Source organism: Hymenobacter endophyticus (assembly GCF_032464715.1).
Classification (GTDB): Bacteria; Bacteroidota; Bacteroidia; order Cytophagales; family Hymenobacteraceae; genus Hymenobacter; species Hymenobacter endophyticus.
The window spans coordinates 1-18671 of record NZ_JAWDJT010000019.1 but is presented as its reverse complement, the minus strand read 5'-3'; the positions used below and the strand labels follow the sequence as shown (position 1 = coordinate 18671).

Sequence of the window (18671 nt, the reverse complement as noted above, 5' to 3'; positions counted from 1 at the left end):
TACCTGGCAAGCCCGTAATGATGGCCGGCTGTACAACGCTTTGTACAGCCGGCCATTTTTGTTGTGCTTATGTGCCCTGAATAGTATTGAGCAGCGCCTCGCCCACCGCGACGCGAAGTACTATTTGTTGTTCCTGCTACCCCAGGCCGAGCGCAACAACAACGCCCAGGCTCAGCAGAACCCCGGGTAGTAAAACAGTAGGCGCGGTAAGAGCCCGGTAGCGGCAATCTGCCGGGTCGGGGCCGGCACAACGCAGCCCTTAGCTACCAGAGTTTTTCGTTGTTTCTTATCCGCAAAGCCCCGTTGCCATTTCGCGCCAATGTGCACTCTGAGTGCTGAAAACGATGTTTTGTGAGTGTGTGGTAAGCGTCTACAAGGCACTTATGGGGCAGTTAAACCGGCTTTTACAGTTTGTTTTCTGCCTCCATCAACCGATATATTTGATTCGGTTGCCTACCACGTCCGACGCCTTTTTTCACTCCGGGCCCACTGCGGCCAGCCGGTTGCTGTCCGGCTGGGTTTCGCGGCCCACTCTCCTTCTTTCCCAGCACCAGATCAGATTACTCGTTGCTCACCAGCACAACGGGTTTTGCTCGCCAGGTTGCGCTAGGCCGACCGGGGGTTGGGGGGCCGGCTCTGCTTAAGGGGAGTGGGGCCGGTCCTTAGGGGTGAGTAAGCGGCAACCTACCAGCACCTATCGGTTACTTTGCGGAAAAGAGTCGATGTTGCAGGTTCTTTTTTCATCCAGACGTTTTTCCCTTCTTCCTTTCCTCATGGCTGCTCCTATTTCCGCCGCTACCCACCCACCACTCACCACGCCCCCCGGCACCGAAGCCCCGCGCTATACCTCGGCGCTGGCTTCGCTCACGGTGCTATTCTTTATGATGGGTTTCATCACGGTGTTGAACGACATCCTGATGCCCTATCTGCAGGGTTTGTTTACCCTCAACAACGCCGAAGCTAACCTCGTAAACTTCTGCTTTTTCGGGGCCTACCTGATTATGGGTATTCCGGCAGGCCTGGTGGTGAAGAAGCTGGGCTACAAAAAGGGCATGCTGGTGGGCTTCCTGGTGGCCGCCCTGGGCGCTTTCCTGTTCTATCCGGCCGCCGAAGGGCGCACCTTTCCTCTGTTTTTGGGGGCGCTGTTCATCCTGGCCAGCGGCATCGTAACGCTGCAGGTGGCCGGCAACCCCTACGTGGCTATTCTGGGCCCGCCCGAAACGGCCTCGTCCCGGCTTACCCTCACCCAGGCCTTCAACTCGCTGGCCACTACCATTGCCCCCATTCTGGGCTCCGCGCTGATTCTCTCCAAGCTGCCGAACCTCAAAAAGCTGTCGGCGGCCCAGGCAGCGGCCCTGGATGTCTCGCCCGTTCAAAACCTGTACCTGGGCATTGGCGGGGTTCTGATCCTGATTAGCCTGCTGCTGGCTTTCCTGAAACTGCCCACCATCACGCACGCTCCCGCTGAAGTAGGCGACACTCGCCGCGCCTGGCACTACAAGCATCTGCTACTGGGCCTGGTGGGCATCTTTACTTACGTAGGTGCCGAAGTGGTAATTGGCGCGCACATTGTGAAGTACCTGAGCCAGCCCGAGGTAATGAACCTGAGCCCCGAAAGCGCCGGCTACAAAGTATCATTCTACTGGGGCGCGGCCATGGTTGGCCGCTTCCTGGGCATCTTCCTGTTGCGCACCGTAAAGCCCAGCCGAGTGCTGGCGGTCAATGCCGTTGGGGCCGTATTGCTGGTTCTGATTTCCATTAACACCACCGGGCAAGTGGCTATGTACAGCCTACTGGCGGTGGGCTTGATGAACTCCATTATGTTCCCAGTCATCTTCACACTGGCCGTGGCCGGGCTGGGCCGCCACACCGAGGATGCCTCGGGCCTGCTCTCGGCCGCTATTGTGGGTGGGGCCATCATTCCCCCACTGTTTGGCCTGATTGCCGACAGCACCATTGGCGGCGGCGGTATTCATGCCCTGCGCTGGGCTTTTGTGCTGCCCGTGCTCTGTTACCTCTACATCATGTGGTACGGCCTGAAAGGCCACAAGCCTACTCAGGCCTAAGAGCCAGCCGGTGCTAGCCGGCTAGCCTGCTTCTGCAGCTGATTTTTGCCTTTTTCAGCCGGATTTTTCCGGTTGACAGCCACCCGCTTGCCTTTTCCTTCCGCCCCATGTCCTTTCTTTCCCGCTCTTCCTCCGCTCTTTTTCTGCTGGCCCTCGGGCTGGGGGCCGGCTGTCAGCGCACTCCGCAGTCGGGCCCGGCCAAGGGTTCGGCCGCCTTCTGGCTGACCAACCCCGATAAGTCGGTGCTATTCCAGCAGCAGGCCGCGCCGGCCTGGAGCAGCACCGCGCCGGCCGCCGGCACTCCCGTAATTGAGGTGGATGATAAGCAGACCTTCCAGACCATCGACGGCTTTGGATATTGCCTGACGGGCGGCAGCGCCGAGCTGCTGCACCGCATGACGCCTGAGGCCCGTAAAGCCATTCTGCGGGAGCTGTTTGCCACCGATGGCCCCAACATTGGCGTGAGCTACCTGCGCCTGAGCATCGGGGCCTCCGACCTGGACGCCACCGTGTTCAGCTACGACGATTTGCCCGAAGGCCAGACCGACCCCGGCTTGGCTAAATTCAGCCTGGCCCCCGACAAGGCGAACTTGCTACCGGTGCTCAAGGAAATCCTGGCCATCAACCCCAGCATCAAAATCCTGGGCTCTCCCTGGTCGCCGCCGACCTGGATGAAAACCAACGGCAACTCCAAGGGCGGCTCCCTGAAGCCGGAGTTTTACCCGGCCTACGCCCAGTATTTTGTGAAGTACGTGCAGCAGATGCAGGCCGAGGGTGTACGCATTGATGCCATAACGGTGCAGAACGAGCCCCTGCACCCCGGTAACAACCCCAGCCTGCTGATGCTGGCCGAGCAGCAGGCCGAGTTTGTGAAGAAGCACCTGGGCCCGGCATTTCAGGCCGCGAAAATCGACACGAAAATCATCGTGTACGACCACAACGCCGACCGGCCCGATTACCCCCTGACCATCCTCAACGACCCCGAGGCCAAGAAGTATGTGGATGGCTCGGCCTTCCACCTCTACGCCGGGCCCATTGAAGCCCTGAGCCAGGTGCACAACGCCCACCCCGACCGGAACGTGTACTTCACCGAGCAGTGGGTAGGCTCCAAGAGCAAATTCGAGGAGAACTTCCCCTGGCACGTGCGCACCCTCCTGATTGGGGCTACCCGCAACTGGGCCCGCACCGTGCTGGAGTGGAACCTGGCCGCCGACCCCCAGCAGAACCCCCACACGCCCGGGGGCTGCACCGAGTGCCGGGGCGCCCTCACCATTGACGGCAGCACCGTCATCCGGGAGGATGCCTACTACATCATTGCCCACGCCAGCAAGTTTGCCCGGCCCGGCTCGGTGCGCATTGCCTCCACGGCCTCCGAAACGCTGCCCAACGTGGCCTTTAAAGCGCCCAATGGGCAGAAAGTGGTGCTGGTGCAGAACAACTCCAAACAGGCCCAGCCTTTCAGCCTGCGCTACCAGGGCAAAACCCTCACCTCTACCCTGCAGCCCGGCGCGGCCGGTACCTACGTGTGGTAAACCCGCTGAGCGGCCCTACCGAACCCCAGAAGGTCGGGCCGCACCTTAGCCAGCACATTGCCCGAGTAACCGAATACCCAGAGTACCCCGCCCCCTCTTGCTGCGTGGGAAATGGTAGTGACCTAGCGAATTACACCGGCTTACGGGCTGGTTCCACTGACCTTTTCGGGCCATCCCAAGGCCTTTTTTCAGTTCCTTTTTCACAACCAATTCCCACTTCTATGAACACCACTACTTTTTCAGGGGGCCGCGTGGCCCGGGCGTTGCGGTATGCGCCGCTGCTACTCGCCGGTTTGGGCCTCGGGCAAAGCGCCCAGGCGCAGAGCTTCTTGCGGGCCGATGGGCAGCGCATTGTAAATGCCAGCAACCAGGAAGTAATCCTCAATGGGATGAACCTGGGCAACTGGGCCGTGCAGGAGGGCTACATGATGAAGGTGGGCTGGCCCGGGGCCACAATAAACGGCGCCACCAAGCAGACGCAGGGCGCGGTGAAAAAGAGCCTCTACAACGCGGGCATGAGCGACGCGGCCGTGGAAACCTTCTACCAGAACTACCGCGCCAACTTCATCACCAAGCCCGACATCGACTACATTGCCAGCAAGGGTTTCAACTGCATTCGGCTGCCCCTGCACTACGAGCTGTTTCTGACGCCCAGCCAGCGGGCCGTGCGCAACAGCGTGATGCGCGGCACCGTTACGTACGACTCTTACGTGAGCCAGCTTACTAACTGGTACAACGCCAATCAGCTGTTTACGGACCCCGCTAACATGGCGGCGCTGAGCATGATTGACAATACCCTGGCCTGGGCCCAGGCCAACAACATGTACGTGGTACTGGACATGCACGCCGTCCCCGGCTCCCAGGGTACCGATGCCAACATTGCCGACCAGATTGTGGCTAATGACCTCTGGAACCGGCAAATCAACCAGGATGTGCTTAACCGCTTGTGGTCGTTTGTTTCCAACCGCTACAAAAACGACGCCCGGGTGGCCATGTACGACCTCATCAACGAGCCCAACAACTACCCCAGCAACCAGAAAATCCACGACGTATTTCAGCGGCTCATTACCACCATCCGGGGCCAGGGCGACAACCACCTGATTCTGGTGGAGGGCAACGGCTGGGGCAACGACTACAACTACATGGAGCCGTTTACCTTCCCCAACCGCTCTAACCTAGTGTACAACTCCCACCGCTACAGCGGCACGGGCTACGAGATGGACAACGGCGTAAACTCCACCGGCGGCGGGGCCAACGACCTGCGCTTCATTGGCAACCTGCGCAACTTCCGCTCCACCCACAACGTGCCCATCTGGATTGGCGAAACCGGTGAGAATAACGACAACTGGATGCGCGACGCAGCTAAGAACCTAAACTCGGTGGGCATTGGCTGGTGCCACTGGACGTATAAGCGCTTCGAGGACCGCAGCAACCCGGCCTTCATGCACATCAACCCACCCTACGTGGTGGATGGCCCCGCCGGCCTCAACCAGGTGCTGACTAACATTCGGTTTGCCAACTGCGTGCCCAACACCACCGTGGCGGCCGTCTCGCCGAACCAGAACGGCATTGTAAACTACCCCGGCGGCGGCAACTACAATGGCACCACCGCTACGCCCAGCGGCCCGGCCATTGGGCGCATCTACGAAATCAGCTCCAAAAATGGCGGCAAGGCCCTGGAGGTATCGGCCAACTCCCAGGCCAACGGCGGGCGGGTGCAGCAGTGGACCTGGGTCGGCGCGGCCAGCCAGAAATGGAAGCTGGTGGATGCCGGCAGTGGCTACGTGCGCCTGGTAAACCTGAACAGCAACAAGAGCCTGGACGTGGCCGGCCCCAGCACTGCCGATGGCGCCCTCACCCACCAGTGGGACTGGCTGAGCCAGGACAGCCAGTACTGGCAGATCATCAGCAACGGCGACGGGACCTTCCGCATCATCAACAAGTTCAGCGGCAAGGCCCTGGATGTGCAGAACAACTCCACCGCTGATGGCGCGGCCGTGCACCAGTGGACCTACGGCGGCGGCGACAATCAGCGGTGGTGGTTCTCGGACCAGGGCGCGGCCCGGGTGGCCCTGGCCACGGCCGGCTCCGCCGACGACCTGCGCCTGCAAGTGTACCCCACCACGGCCGATGCCGAGCTGAGCCTGCACTACAACGCCCCCACGGCCCAGCGCCTGCACCTGCGCCTCCTGGACCTTACTGGCCGCCTCGTGGTAAACCAGCCCAACCGCACCGTCACCTCCGGCGACAACCACCTGACGCTGCCCGTAGCCTCCTTACGGGCCGGTATGTATCTGCTGCAGGTGGATACGCCCGCCGGTCAGCTGACCCGACGCGTGGTAATAGCTCACGAATAATCCGTTTTCATAACCGGCTCCGAAGCTTGTTCGGGGCCGGTTTTTCGCCGGTTGCCTATCGATAACACGCCTACTCACAACCTGCTTGCTGCCACAAGCCCACCGCACGCTACCGGGTACCACGGTGGTTGGCAGTGTGCGGCTGGCAAACTACCGCTCACGCAGTTGCCGCCCTTGGTGCAGCTATTGTCACTGGGAAGCTACCTTCCGGTGGCCAATGGAATTCCCCGGAGGTGTGTATTGCTGTTCGATTCCCTATGAAACTCTGCTTCATTTCTTTGTTTGCCGGTTGTCTGCTGGTTGTTCCGGCGGCCCAGGCCACGGTGCGCCTGCCCCGGCTGGTTGGCTCCCACATGGTGCTGCAACGCAACGTGCCGCTGCCGCTCTGGGGCTGGGCGGCGCCGGGCGAGGCGGTGAACGTGACGTTTCGGGGAAAAACTATCCAAACCACTGCCGGCCCCGACGGGCGCTGGAAGCTCAGCCTGCCGGCTCAGCAGGCCGGTGGCCCCTTTGAGCTGGAAGTAAAAGGCACCAATACGCTGCGCCTCACGGATGTGCTGGTGGGCGACGTCTGGCTGGCCTCGGGGCAGTCGAATATGGAGTGGCCCCTGCGCGACACCGAAAAGGGAGCCGCCGCCGCTGCGGCCGCCAACCACCCCCGCATCCGCCTGTTCAACGTGCCCAACCGCGCCGAGCTGCGGCCCCAGGCCGAGTTGGCCGGCGGTGAGTGGCAGGCGTGCACGCCCCAGTCGGTGGCCGGCTTTTCGGCCGTGGCCTACTACTTCGGGCGCGACTTGCAGCAGCAGTACAACGTACCCATTGGGTTGATTGCCTCCGAGTGGGGTGGCACGGCGGCCGAAGCCTGGACCAGCGCCGAGGCCCTGCGTAAGCTCCCCGATTTTCAGCCTAAGCTGGCTTCGCTGGCGCAGCAAACCGGCTCCTTTGCCGAGCAGGAAGCTGCCTATGCCACCCGCCTCAGTGCCTGGCAGCGCAGCCCCGAGGGCCAGGACCAGGGCCTGGTGCCCGGCCAACTTACCTGGGCCGACACTAACCTGCCTACCGCTACCTGGAAAACCATGCCCCTGCCCGGCATCTGGGAGGCCTCCACCCCCGAGCTCAGCGACTTTGATGGCGTGGTGTGGCTGCGCCGTGACCTGACTCTGCCTGCCTCGGCGGCCGGGCAGCCCCTCACGCTGAGCCTGGCCCAGGTAGATGATGCCGACAGCACGTTTTTTAACGGTGTAGCCGTGGGTGGCACCCAGGGTTATGCCACGCCGCGCCGCTATACCGTGCCGGCCAACCTGGTGCGCGCCGGCCGCAACGTGGTAACCGTGCGCGTAACGGATACCGGCAGCGGGGGCGGCATCTGGGGAAAACCCGCCGACATGACGGCCACCGTGGGCGCTACCACTGTGCCGCTGGCCGGGGAGTGGCTGTACCGCCCAGCTTCCACGCCCGGCTCCCAGCCCCGGCCACCCTACCCGGGCGGGGCCCAAAATGAGCCCACCGCCCTCTACAACGGCATGATTGCCCCCCTGCTGCCGTATGCCCTGAAAGGCGTAATCTGGTACCAGGGGGAAAGCAACGCCGGCCGGGCCGGGCAGTACCAGCAGCTGTTTCCGGCACTGATTCAGGACTGGCGCAGCCGCTGGCAGCAGCCGGCCCTGCCCTTCCTGTTCGTGCAGCTGGCCGGCTACATGCATGACCCCGCCACGCCCGCCGACACCGACTGGGCCCACCTGCGCGAAGCCCAGCGCCACACCAGCCTCACGGTGCCCAAAACCGGCATGGCCGTAGCCCTGGACCTGGGCAACGCCGATGACATTCACCCCCGCAACAAGCAGGATGTGGGCCACCGCCTGGCCCTGGCAGCCCGCCGCGTAGCTTACGCCGATAAGGCGGTTGTGGCCTCGGGCCCCACCTTTACCAAGCTCAGCCCCGTTGGCGGCCAGCTGGTTCTGTCCTTTGATAACCTGGGCGGCGGGCTGGTACTAAAGCCGGCCGCTGATGGAATTACCTCCTTTGCCGTGGCCGGGCCCGATGAGAAGTTTGTGTGGGCCCAAGCTCGGGTTGAGGGCAACACGGTAGTGCTGCGGGCTGAAGGTGTACCCAACCCCGTAGCCGTGCGCTATGCCTGGGGCAACAACCGGCCCGCCACGCTCTACAACAAAGCCGGGTTGCCGGCCTCCCCCTTCCGCTCCGATACCTGGCCCCGCTAGCGGGCAGTTTTCTGCTGCCGGCCCGCTTTTCTTTTTCTCCGCTCCTACTGTATTCCTTCCGTATGAAAATCCCCTTCAACTACTCCCTGAGCCTGGCCGGGCTGCTGGCCCTGGGCCTGTTATCCGGCTGCGGCGGCAACGAGAGGGGCTCCGACCCTACCCCCGAACCGCCGCTGCCACCAGGGCCAGTCGGGCCCTCCCAAGTGGCCTTGTGGCTAACCACTACCAACCCCTCCACGCGGTTTTACAAGAGCACCATACCGCTCAACTTTGTCGCGGGCAATGGCCAGAACACGGCCATAACGGTGGATACCACCCAAACTTACCAGTCTATTGATGGATTTGGGTACACCCTCACGGGCGGTAGCGCCCAGCTCCTGCACCAGATGGGCGCTACCGAGCGGGCCGCCCTACTCAACGAGCTGTTTGCCACCGACGGCCCCAACATCGGAACCAGCTACCTGCGCCTAAGTATTGGGGCCTCCGACCTGGACGCCACCGTGTTTACCTACGACGACGGTGCCCCCGACCCTACCCTGGCCCGGTTCAGCCTCGACCCCGACCGTCGGCATTTGCTGCCAGTGCTCAAGGAAATTCTGGCCATCAACCCCAACATCAAAATCCTGGGCTCCCCCTGGACGGCTCCGGTGTGGATGAAGTCCAACAACAACTCGGTGGGCGGCTCTCTAAAGCCTGAGTACTACGCCGCGTACGCGCAGTATTTCGTCAAGTACATTCAGGGCATGAAGGCGGAGGGCGTGATGATTGATGCCGTGACGCTGCAGAATGAGCCCCTACATGGTGGTAATAACCCCAGCATGGTGATGACGGCCGCCGAGCAGGCCACCTTCATCCGCGACCATGTAGGGCCGGCATTCCGGGCGGCGGGCATCAGCACCAAAATCATTCTCTACGACCACAACCTGGACGTACCCGATTACCCCCTGAGCGTTCTGCGCGACCCCCAGGCCAGCCAGTACGTGGATGGCTCGGCCTTTCACCTGTATGCCGGGGATATTTCCACCTTGAGCACGGTGCGCAATGCCTTCCCTAACAAAAACGTGTACTTCACGGAGCAGTGGGTAGGCGGGCCCGGCAACTTCGACGGCGACTTTTCGTGGCACATGGATAACCTCATGATTGGGGCCACGCGCAACTGGAGCCGTAATGTGCTGGAGTGGAACCTGGCTGCCGACCAGAACTACGGCCCCCACACGCCCGGTGGGTGCCCTAACTGCCTGGGGGCCCTCACCATCAATGGCAACTCCGTTACGCGCAACCCGGCTTATTACTCGGTGGCCCACCTGGCTAAGTTTGTGCGGCCCGGCTCGGTGCGCATCGGTACCAATGCACCAAGCAACCTGCCCAACGTGGCCTTCAAAAACCCCGAGGGCAAAAAGGTACTGATTGTGCTGAACAAGGGCGGCGCTACCCAAACATTTGATATCCAGTACCGGAACAAGACGGTTACCACCTCCCTGGGGGCCGGCGCGGCGGGCACCTACGTGTGGTAAGCTCCTTTCGATGATTCTTCCTTTTTTTCCCATGCACAAAACTCTTCTCACCGCGCTGCTGGCCGCGGGCCTCAGCACGGCTGCCACCGCCCAGAAATCTGCTTTGGGTGCAGCCAAACCCTACTCCGCCGCCGGCCGGCAGGTGCAGGTGTACACCACCGCCAGTGGCACGCCCCAGCGGCTGGCTGCGGGCAGCAAACTCACCTTTCAGCAGGTGGGCCAGCCCCTGGAAACCCAGCCCACGGTATTCGTCGATCCTACCCACACCTTCCAGACGCTGCTGGGCATTGGCGGGGCCCTCACCGATGCCTCGGCCGAAACCTTCGCCAAGCTGCCCAAGGCCCTGCAGCAGGAGTTTCTGCAGGCCTATTTCAGCCCCAGCAACGGCATTGGCTACACCCTGGCCCGCACCAACATTGCCAGCTGCGACTTTTCCAGCGGCAGCTACACCTACGTGCAGGACAACGATAAAGAATTGAAAACCTTCTCGGTGAAGCACGATGAGCAGTACCGCATTCCGTTTATCAAGCAGGCCATTCAGGCGGCCGGGGGCAAGCTCCCGCTGTACGTGAGCCCCTGGAGCCCCCCGGCCTGGATGAAGGACAACAACAGCCTCTTGCAGGGGGGCAAGCTCAAGCCGGAATTCCGCCAGGCCTGGGCCAACCACTACGTGAAGTTTATTCAGGCCTATGAGAAGCTGGGCATGCCGGTGTGGGGCCTCACGGTGCAGAATGAGCCCATGGCCAAGCAAAAGTGGGAATCCTGCATTTTCACGGCCGAGGAGGAGCGGGATTTCGTGAAAAACTTCCTCGGGCCCACCCTTAAAAAAGGCGGCATGGGCGGCAAAAAGCTGATTGGCTGGGACCATAACCGGGACCTGATGTTCCAGCGGGCCAGCACCTTGTTCGATGACCCTGAAGCCAGCCAGTACTATTGGGGCCTGGGCTTTCACTGGTACGAAACCTGGACCGGCAGCGCCATGCAGTTCGATAACCTGCGCCGCGTGCACGAAACCTACCCCGAGAAAAACCTGGTGTTTACGGAAGGCTGCGTGGAGAATTTTCAGTTGGCTAAGGTGCAGGACTGGACCCTGGGGGAGCGGTACGGCAACTCCATGATCAACGACTTTAATGCCGGCACCGTGGCCTGGACCGACTGGAACGTGCTGCTGGACGAAACCGGCGGCCCCAACCACGTGGGCAACTTCTGCTACGCCCCCGTTATCGGCGACACCAGAAGCGGCAAGCTCATCTACACCAACAGCTACTACTACATCGGCCACTTCTCCAAGTTCATCCGCCCCGGGGCCAAGCGCGTGGCCGTTACCTCCAGCCGCGACGTGCTGCAGGCCACGGCTTTCCTGAACACCGATGGCAAAGTAGCCGTGGTAGTCATGAACCAGACCGAGAAAGAGCAGCCCTTCCAGCTCTGGATTAAAGGCCAGGCCGCCCAAACCACTAGCCCGGCCCACTCCATCATGACGATGGTAGTGAACTAACTAGCCCCTGCCGGCTGACAAGTGCTAGACCGTCATGCTGAGCGAGGTCGAAGCATCAATACCCTTGGCTAAAAGCTACCAGGGCAACCGCACGGGCCGGGAGGGGCGCGTGTACCAGAAGCTGCTGCCGTTCTTCAACCAGCAGTTGCAGTTTGAGTAGTGAGTTGTCCTTCCGAGCAAAGCGCGGAATCTGGGTTAGCGTTAGAAGTTAAGTCCTGATTCCTCGCCTTGATCGGAAGGACAAACAAAAAGGGCGAGGCCATTGTGGCTTCGCCCTTTTTGTATACACGGCTCCCGGAAAATCAGTCCGCTCCCCTAACTAGCATTCTGGTTTCCGGGAGCCCCCGCGCGCTTGTCCCACACAAGGCGCAGGTTAGGGTTAGGTAGTTATACTCCTGGCGCTTTACTCACCGGCCGGGCCAGCCGCAGGACCCGCTGGCTCAGCCAGGCCCGCACCGGCTCATCGTACAATTTCAGGCAGGCGTAAGCCAGTGCCACCGTGCCCAGCCACACTCCGGCGGCTACGGGCGCACTCTGCGGCAGCGTTAGTCCATGGGTGTGCACCCAGGCAAAATATAGGTGCACGAAGGGAAAGTGCGCCATGTATAAGGGGTAGGAAAGCTCCCCCAGTACCCGGCTCGCGCGCTGAACCGTTGCCGAAGCCTGCGCATGGCTAATGCCCAGATACACCACCAGCGGAAAGCCAATCAGGATGCTGCCCGCCTCGTACAGCCCGTTCTGCCACGGCTGCCCCGCGCTACCTATGCGTGGCAAGGCTAGCAGGGTAACCAACAGCAAGGCGCTCCATAGTAAGCCATAGGGGATGCGGCCGGGCCGCACCGTACGAAACAGCAGCAGCCCCCCAAAAAACGGAAACATTACCCGGGTAAAGCCGATGCGTAATTGCACCGGCTCCAACGACCAGCCGCCCACTACGTCGCCGTTGGGGCTGGTGAGGGTCAGGTGCAGCAGCGCCGCCGCGGCAACCGCCACCAGTACGGCCAGCGCCCTCCGCGAGAACCGGCGCACCACCACGGCGTACAGCAGGTTGGCCACGTACTCAAAAAACAACGACCAACCGGGACCGTTGAGCGGGAAGGTTTCCTGCCACCCCCGCACATCCAGGGCGGGCGGCACCGGCAGCAGCAGGCAGCCCAGCACCGTTACCAGCACCAGTTTACCCACGGAGGTTTGGGCAATAAGCGGCCACTGCGGATTCATTTGCCCGTAAAAGGCCAGCGCCCCAATCAGCATGCCCAACACCACCATGGGCTGCAGCCGCACCAGCCGCCGCCGGCAGAATTCTCCCAGGCTCATCTGGTTCCACCGCTCATCATAGGCGTAGCCAATCACAAACCCGGAGAGCAGGAAGAAGAAGTCGACGGCCAGGTAGCCGTGGTTGATGAGCTGGTCCAAGTGGCTGGTGGCGTGTACTTCCAGCAGGTGAAAAGCCACCACCAGCAATGCCGCCACGCCACGTAGCGCATCCAGAGCCGGAAAATGCGGTTTGGCGGGAACGGTATCAGCCATTACTTACTGCGCAGCCAGCTTGAAAGGGACCATCTGCACGTCGCGGGAGTTGCCGCCCACCATCACCTGGAAGTCGCCGGGCTCGGCTACGAACTGCAGGTCGGCATTGTAGAACTTCAAATCCTCGGGCGTCAGGCGGAAGGTGAGTGTGCGGCTCTCTCCCTTTTTGAGCATCACTTTCTGGAAGCCTTTCAGCTCCTGCACCGGCCGCGAAATAGAGCCTACCATGTCGCGGATGTAGAGTTGGGCTACCTCTTCGCCGTCGTAGTTACCGGTGTTGCGCACGGTTACTTTCACGTCCAGGGTGCCGTTCATGGGCAGCGTGGCAGTGCTGAGTTCGGGTTTGCTGTACTCGAAAGTGGTGTAGCTCAGCCCGTAACCGAAGGGATATAGCGGGTCGTTGCTCACATCCATATACCGCGACTTGTACTTATCCAGGGCCACACCCTGGTAGGGCCGGCCAGTCATTTTGTGGTTGTAGTACAACGGAATCTGCCCCACCGACTGCGGGAAAGTGGCGGTGAGTTTGCCCGAGGGGTTGTAGCTACCGAACAGCACATCGGCAATGGCGTTGCCGGCCTGAGTACCCGCAAACCAGGTTTCCAGAATAGCGTCGGCGTTTTTATCCTCCCAAGGCAATGTCATGGGACGGCCGTTCATCAGCACAATCACCAGCGGTTTGCCGGTTTTCTTCAGGGCCTTGAGTAGTTCCAGCTGCTGGCCCGGCAGGCCAATATCGGCGCGGCTGGCAGCCTCGCCGGTCATGCCTTGGCTTTCGCCTACGGCTGCTACAATCACATCGGCGCCCTGCGCAGTTTGCACAGCTTCCCGAATCATTTCTTCCGAGTTACGCTTGTCCACGTTCAGCTCCCCACCGTGAGCATTGAGGCGGTCAATCATCTGCTGGTCGTCGGTGAAGTTGGCGCCCTGAGCCGTTACAATCTTCACCCCGCTGCCCGCCACGTTCCGGATACCCTGCTCCAAAGACACGGCCTGTTTCCAGTCGCCGGCCCCGCTCCAGGAGCCAATCATATCCCGCTGACGGGTAGCCAGTGGGCCGATAAGCGCAATGGTACCCTGCTTTTTCAGGGGCAGCGTTTGGTTGCTGTTCTTCAGCAATACCATGCTCTTGCGGGAAATGTCGCGGGCATCGGTGATGAACTCTTTCTTCATCATCGTGGCCTTGGCGCGCTTCTCGTTGGTGTAGAGGTAGGGGTCTTTGAACAAGCCCAGCTTCCACTTCGCTTCCAGAATGCGGCGGCAGGCCAGGTCAATCTGCTCCTGCTTCACGGTGCCATCTTTCAGATTCTGAGCCAGGTTTTTGAGGAAGATTTCCCCTACCATGTCCTGGTCGATGCCCGCGTTCAGGGCCAGGGCCGATACCTGAGCATCGTCGCCCATGCCGTGGGCGGTCATTTCGTTGATGGCCGTGTAGTCCGTTGCCACAAAGCCCTTAAAACCCCACTGCCCCCGCAGCAGGTCGGTCATCAGCCACTTGTTGCCAGTGGCAGGCACTCCGTTGATGTCATTAAACGACGACATGGCCGAGCCAGCACCCGCATCGAAGGCCGCTTTGTAGGGTGGCAGGTACTCATTGTACATGCGCACCAGGCTCATATCGGTGGTGTTGTAGTCGCGCCCGGCCTCGGCGGCCCCGTACAGGGCAAAGTGCTTCACGCAGGCCATCACCGTATTGTTCTTGCTCAGGTCGTCGCCCTGGTAGCCGCGCACCATGACGCGGGCAATCTGGGAGCCCAGGTACGGGTCCTCGCCCGAGCCCTCGCTGATGCGGCCCCAGCGCGGGTCGCGGGCAATGTCCACCATCGGCGAGTACACCCAGTTGATGCCGTCGGCGGAGGCTTCCTCGGCGGCAATGCGGGCGCTACGCTCCATGGCCGTGAGGTCCCAACTAGAGGCCAGGCCCAGGGCAATGGGGAAAATAGTACGGTGCCCGTGAATCACATCGTAGCCGAAGATGAGTGGAATATGCAAGCGGCTTTCCTTCATGGCCATTTCCTGCAGCTTGCGGGCGGCCACCGGGGTAAACGTGTTCAGCACCGCGCCCACGTTGCCCTTACGGATGTTGGCGTCCACATCCTTACTTACTACCGGCCCGGTCACATCGAAGCCCACCGTAATCAGGTTCAGCTGACCGATTTTCTCCTCCAACGTCATCTTCTGCATCAACTCGTTGATGAACTTGGTCATCTTCGGGTCGTCGGCCATAGCTGAGGCAGCCATGGGAACGGTGGATTTTTGAGCTTGGAGTTGGGGCGTGAGCAGCCCCAGCGACATGAGCAGGGCGGTTCGGAAAACTCGTTTCATGTAGGAATGACGTATTGAAAAACTAGGGGAAGCTAGGCGTACCGAGGCGGGCAAACCGCTGCCCGGTCAAAACTTCGTATTGAAAAACCAGAATCTGGGAGGGTCGAGGGCCGCGCCGTGGGGCTCCATAGGCCACTAAAGGGCCACGCTGTATGCACAATACTACCAAATCTGCACTACCTGCAAAAGCCCGGCAGTGCTTCTTAGGTAGGGTTTGCTTGCCGACTGTTCGCACTGCTGCCTGCTTCAAGTTTTGTTGCGTGTTACGTAAGTGTTGATGCCAACCGGCCACCGCTCGTACCAGTGCAACCGGTTACTCCGCAATTTTTTGGCTTGCAACAAATTACCTACTCTACTTACCTCAGGCGTCCAGCCGAAACGTGTGACGTAATGAACGGCAAGGGCTTTTAGCAGTAAAGACTGCTGGTGTTCATTTTTTTGACGTTTGGCTAGTAAAAAGCCCGGCTACTACCTTCGTTGGCGTTTCCTTCTTGCATGCAGTTCTCCCCAACCAAGCTCCTGTTCATCTGCAGCCAGAACTGCTGGCGTAGCCTCACGGCCGAACGGCTGTTTGACAACCACCCGGAGGTAGAGGCCCGCTCAGCCGGCACCGAGCCGGGGGCCCGGGTGCGCGTAACGGCCGGCCATGTGGGCTGGGCCGATATTATACTAGTAATGGAGCGCAAACACACCGACTACCTACGGCACAAATTTCCGGAGGCGGTGGCTGGCAAGCGGCTTATTACCCTGCGCATCCCCGATAAGTTTCAGTTCATGGACCATATCCTGCAGGATGTATTGCGGGAGCGGCTGCGGGAGCATTTGGGCGAGGATATTCTGTAGAACGGAAATTTTTATTTGCGGCATGGCACGCTGAGGCACTTTTGCGAGGCTTCAAGCACACACTATAGGTACTAGATAATTGTGCGGCACTGACAGTTCGCGCCGCTAGTTGCCGCATCCCGAAAAATATTTTTTTTCATTCGGCTGTAACCTTCCCGAAAAGGCGAGGTTTCCACGCCCGAATTCGCCACTCACTCAGCTGCCAACGCCTTGAACTCCTTAACCGACAACTCGCTCATGCTCCAGGTAAAGGCTGGTCAGGTGGAGAAAATGGGCCTGTTGTTTGAGCGCTACCACCGGCCGTTGCTGGCGTTCTTTTACCACTCCAACGGCAACGCCACGGCCAGCGAGGATTTGGTGCAGACGGTGTTTTACCGCATGCTAAAATACCGGCACACCTTCTCGGGGGAAGGCGAATTCCGAACCTGGATGTACCACCTAGCGCGCAATGTGCTGGCGGATACGGCCAGGAAAAACAAACCCTCGGCCCACCACCAGGACATTGCCGACTGGGCCGAAAAAATTGCAGGCGGCGCATCGGCCGACGCCCACCTGCAGCGCACTCAGGAAATGGCGCAGCTTCACCAAGCCATGGCCCGTCTCAGCCCCGACCAGCGCGAAGTGCTGGTGCTGAGCCGGTTTCAGGAGCTGAAATACGAGCAGATAGCGCAGCTGCTCAATACTACGGTAGGGGCCGTGAAGGTGCGCGCGCACCGGGCCCTCTGCCAATTGAAGGACATCTATTTGCAACTGGATAATGGAAGCAAGGTTCAGAAACTGTGAGGAAGTGCAGCAGGAGCTAATGGACTGGCTGGCGGGCGAATTGCCGGAAACGGACAAGCAAACCATGGCCGCCCACCTGGCGCAGTGCCCCGGCTGCCAGCACGAGCTGGACTCGTTGCAGCAGCTCTGGACAAGCATGGGCGCTTTGCCGGTACCGGCGCCCAGCGAGGAGCTTCGACCTAACTTCTACGCCATGCTGGCCGACTTCAAGGCCGAAGAGCAGCGCCGGCAGCGCTGGTCGGTGGCGGGGCTGCTGCAGCGGCTCCGGGAGTGGTGGCAGCCCGCCTTTGCCCAACGCCTGGCCTACAGCGCGGTGTTGCTGCTAGTGGGCCTGGGAATTGGCTATGGACTGAAAGGCCGCGAAACGGGTACTGGTACTGACGAGTCCCTGGCCCGGCTGGACACACCGGCACCTACTGAGGCTACGGCCCAGCAGGTGGGCCTCATTTCCCGACTCAACAACCCCTCGGCTGTGCAGCGCCTGCAAGCCGTGAGCGACGCCGAGGAAGTGGCTCCTACCAACGAGCGGGTACTGGCGGCGCTGTTCAGCACCCTCAACCAAGACCCCAATGTGAATGTGCGCCTGGCTACCCTGGATGCGCTGGCCGGCCTGGCCGACGACCCTACGGTGCGCTTAGGGCTGGTTCGCTCCCTGGCTTACCAGGAGTCTCCGCTCGTGCAGTCGGCCCTGGCCGATTTGATGGTGCAACTGCAGGAGCGCCGCTCGGTGCGCCCCCTGCGCAAACTGCTCCAGCAGGACAACCTGAACGAGCAAGTGAAAAACAAAATCGAGCAAAGCATTCAGACTTTGTCCCATGAGCGTGCCCCCGCGGCACCTCCAACCTCTTCAAAATCAAATGAAACCCTTCCCTATAACTCTGGTACTCTGGCTGCTTCTGTGGCTACCTAGCTGCTCCCTGCAAGCCCAAAACCGGGAAGCCACGGAGAAAATCAGCCGCGACTTTACCCTGACCGCCGATGCCGGCCGCAGTACCCTGGTCCTCTACAACGTCATGGGCTCGGTGCGAATAGTGGGCAGCACGGGCAATAAAATAGAGGTAGAAGCCACCAAAAGCCTGAAAGCCGAAGACGCTGCTTCCCTAGCGCAGGCCCAGAAAGAAGTGCAGTTGGGCTTCCTGCAGCGTAACGACAGCCTGGTGGTATACCAACAGGGGCCCTTCGACTCCCGCCCCCGCCGCAACCAAAACTGGAGCAGCGAGGACCGCCACTACCACTTCAATTTCGACTTTACAGTGAAAGTGCCCCAGGGCATGAACGTAACCGTCTCGACGGTGAACGGCGGCGAGGTGCAGGTGGAGAATGTGAACGGGCTGGTGCAGGCCAGCAACGTGAACGGGGGTATTTCCCTGCAGAATGTGCAGCAGGTTTCGAAAGCCCACACGGTGAACGGCAAAGTAGAAGTAACCCTCACGGCCGCGCCCTCGGCAGCTGCTTCCTACAAGACCATCAACGGCAACATTGTGGTGAGCTACCCGCCCACTGCTTCCGCCGACCTGTACTTCAAGAGCATGCACGGGGAGCTGTATACCGACTTTCCGCAGACGCAAGTGCTGCCCGTGCAGGTTACCCAGAATACCGAGCGGGAAACCGCCGGCACCACCTACAAAATCCGCAAGGAAACGGCCGTACGCCTCGGAAAAGGCGGGCCCAATATTCGCCTGGAAACCCTGAACGGCGACGTTACCATCAAACAGCAAACCCGATGAATCAGCTCCTATATCGTACGCTCTTCACCTGTATCACGCTCCTTTCGCTGCAGTCCGCTCAGGCTCAGCAGACCAGCAAAGAGCAGCTGGTGGTGGCGCTAAGCTCGCCGGGCAAGCCCGGCACCGTGCACCTGAAACTCGTGGGTGGCGGCATTAAGTGGTCAGCTAAAAGTAACCGTATACTCAGTTCCGACTCTGGGCATGAGGTAGTCGAGCTTGTCGCGTAGGGTTTGCTCGGTGCGATAGTCGTCCGGGGTGAGCCAGTAGTGCTTGCAGC

13 protein-coding genes are annotated in these 18671 nt (G+C 60.8%); 11 read left to right on the top strand and 2 right to left on the bottom strand.

What is annotated here, in order from left to right; genetic code table 11:
- Positions 1–58 precede the first annotated feature (58 nt).
- The 7 genes from ROI90_RS20395 (at position 59) to ROI90_RS20365 (ending at position 11186) form a co-directional block, all read left to right on the top strand.
- Complete coding sequence (locus tag ROI90_RS20395) at positions 59–190, top strand: hypothetical protein (RefSeq protein ID WP_316000133.1); 132 nt, start codon at positions 59–61, stop codon at positions 188–190.
- Positions 191–773: 583 nt separating this feature from the next.
- Complete coding sequence (locus ROI90_RS20390) at positions 774–2066, top strand: sugar MFS transporter (protein WP_316000132.1); 1293 nt, start codon at positions 774–776, stop codon at positions 2064–2066.
- Between the two features lie 107 nt (positions 2067–2173).
- Complete coding sequence (locus tag ROI90_RS20385) at positions 2174–3598, top strand: glycoside hydrolase family 30 protein (RefSeq protein ID WP_316000131.1); 1425 nt, start codon at positions 2174–2176, stop codon at positions 3596–3598.
- A gap of 221 nt (positions 3599–3819) precedes the next feature.
- A complete protein-coding gene (locus ROI90_RS20380) occupies positions 3820–5955 on the top strand; it encodes an RICIN domain-containing protein (RefSeq protein WP_316000130.1) in 2136 nt (711 codons plus the stop codon).
- 257 nt (positions 5956–6212) lie between these two features.
- Complete coding sequence (locus ROI90_RS20375) at positions 6213–8174, top strand: sialate O-acetylesterase (protein ID WP_316000129.1); 1962 nt, start codon at positions 6213–6215, stop codon at positions 8172–8174.
- A gap of 62 nt (positions 8175–8236) precedes the next feature.
- Positions 8237–9688, top strand: a complete 1452-nt coding sequence (locus ROI90_RS20370) for a glycoside hydrolase family 30 protein (RefSeq protein ID WP_316000128.1) — start codon at positions 8237–8239, stop codon at positions 9686–9688.
- A gap of 31 nt (positions 9689–9719) precedes the next feature.
- Positions 9720–11186, top strand: coding sequence for a glycoside hydrolase family 30 protein (locus ROI90_RS20365; RefSeq protein WP_316000127.1), 1467 nt, complete (start codon positions 9720–9722; stop codon positions 11184–11186).
- A gap of 387 nt (positions 11187–11573) precedes the next feature.
- Here ROI90_RS20365 and ROI90_RS20360 read toward each other — a convergent pair whose 3' ends face one another.
- Both ROI90_RS20360 and bglX read right to left on the bottom strand, forming a co-directional pair.
- On the bottom strand, positions 11574–12716 hold the full coding sequence (locus ROI90_RS20360) for an acyltransferase family protein (RefSeq protein WP_316000126.1): 1143 nt from the start codon (positions 12714–12716) through the stop codon (positions 11574–11576).
- Between the two features lie 3 nt (positions 12717–12719).
- The gene (bglX, locus tag ROI90_RS20355; protein WP_316000125.1) at positions 12720–15041 is read right to left on the bottom strand and encodes a beta-glucosidase BglX; all 2322 of its coding nucleotides are present in this window, start codon (positions 15039–15041) and stop codon (positions 12720–12722) included.
- Positions 15042–15536: 495 nt separating this feature from the next.
- Between bglX and ROI90_RS20350 the strand changes: the two genes are divergently transcribed.
- The 4 genes from ROI90_RS20350 (at position 15537) to ROI90_RS20335 (ending at position 18394) form a co-directional block, all read left to right on the top strand.
- Positions 15537–15884, top strand: coding sequence for a low molecular weight protein tyrosine phosphatase family protein (locus ROI90_RS20350; protein ID WP_316000124.1), 348 nt, complete (start codon positions 15537–15539; stop codon positions 15882–15884).
- 210 nt (positions 15885–16094) lie between these two features.
- Positions 16095–16667, top strand: a complete 573-nt coding sequence (locus tag ROI90_RS20345; protein WP_316000123.1) for an RNA polymerase sigma factor — start codon at positions 16095–16097, stop codon at positions 16665–16667.
- Positions 16642–17577: a zf-HC2 domain-containing protein gene (locus ROI90_RS20340; protein WP_316000122.1), complete on the top strand. Its 936-nt coding sequence runs from the start codon at positions 16642–16644 to the stop codon at positions 17575–17577. The genes ROI90_RS20345 and ROI90_RS20340 overlap by 26 nt, the downstream gene beginning before the upstream one ends.
- A complete protein-coding gene (locus ROI90_RS20335) occupies positions 17525–18394 on the top strand; it encodes a DUF4097 family beta strand repeat-containing protein (protein ID WP_316000121.1) in 870 nt (289 codons plus the stop codon). Before ROI90_RS20340 ends, ROI90_RS20335 begins: the two co-directional genes overlap by 53 nt.
- Positions 18395–18671 lie beyond the last annotated feature (277 nt).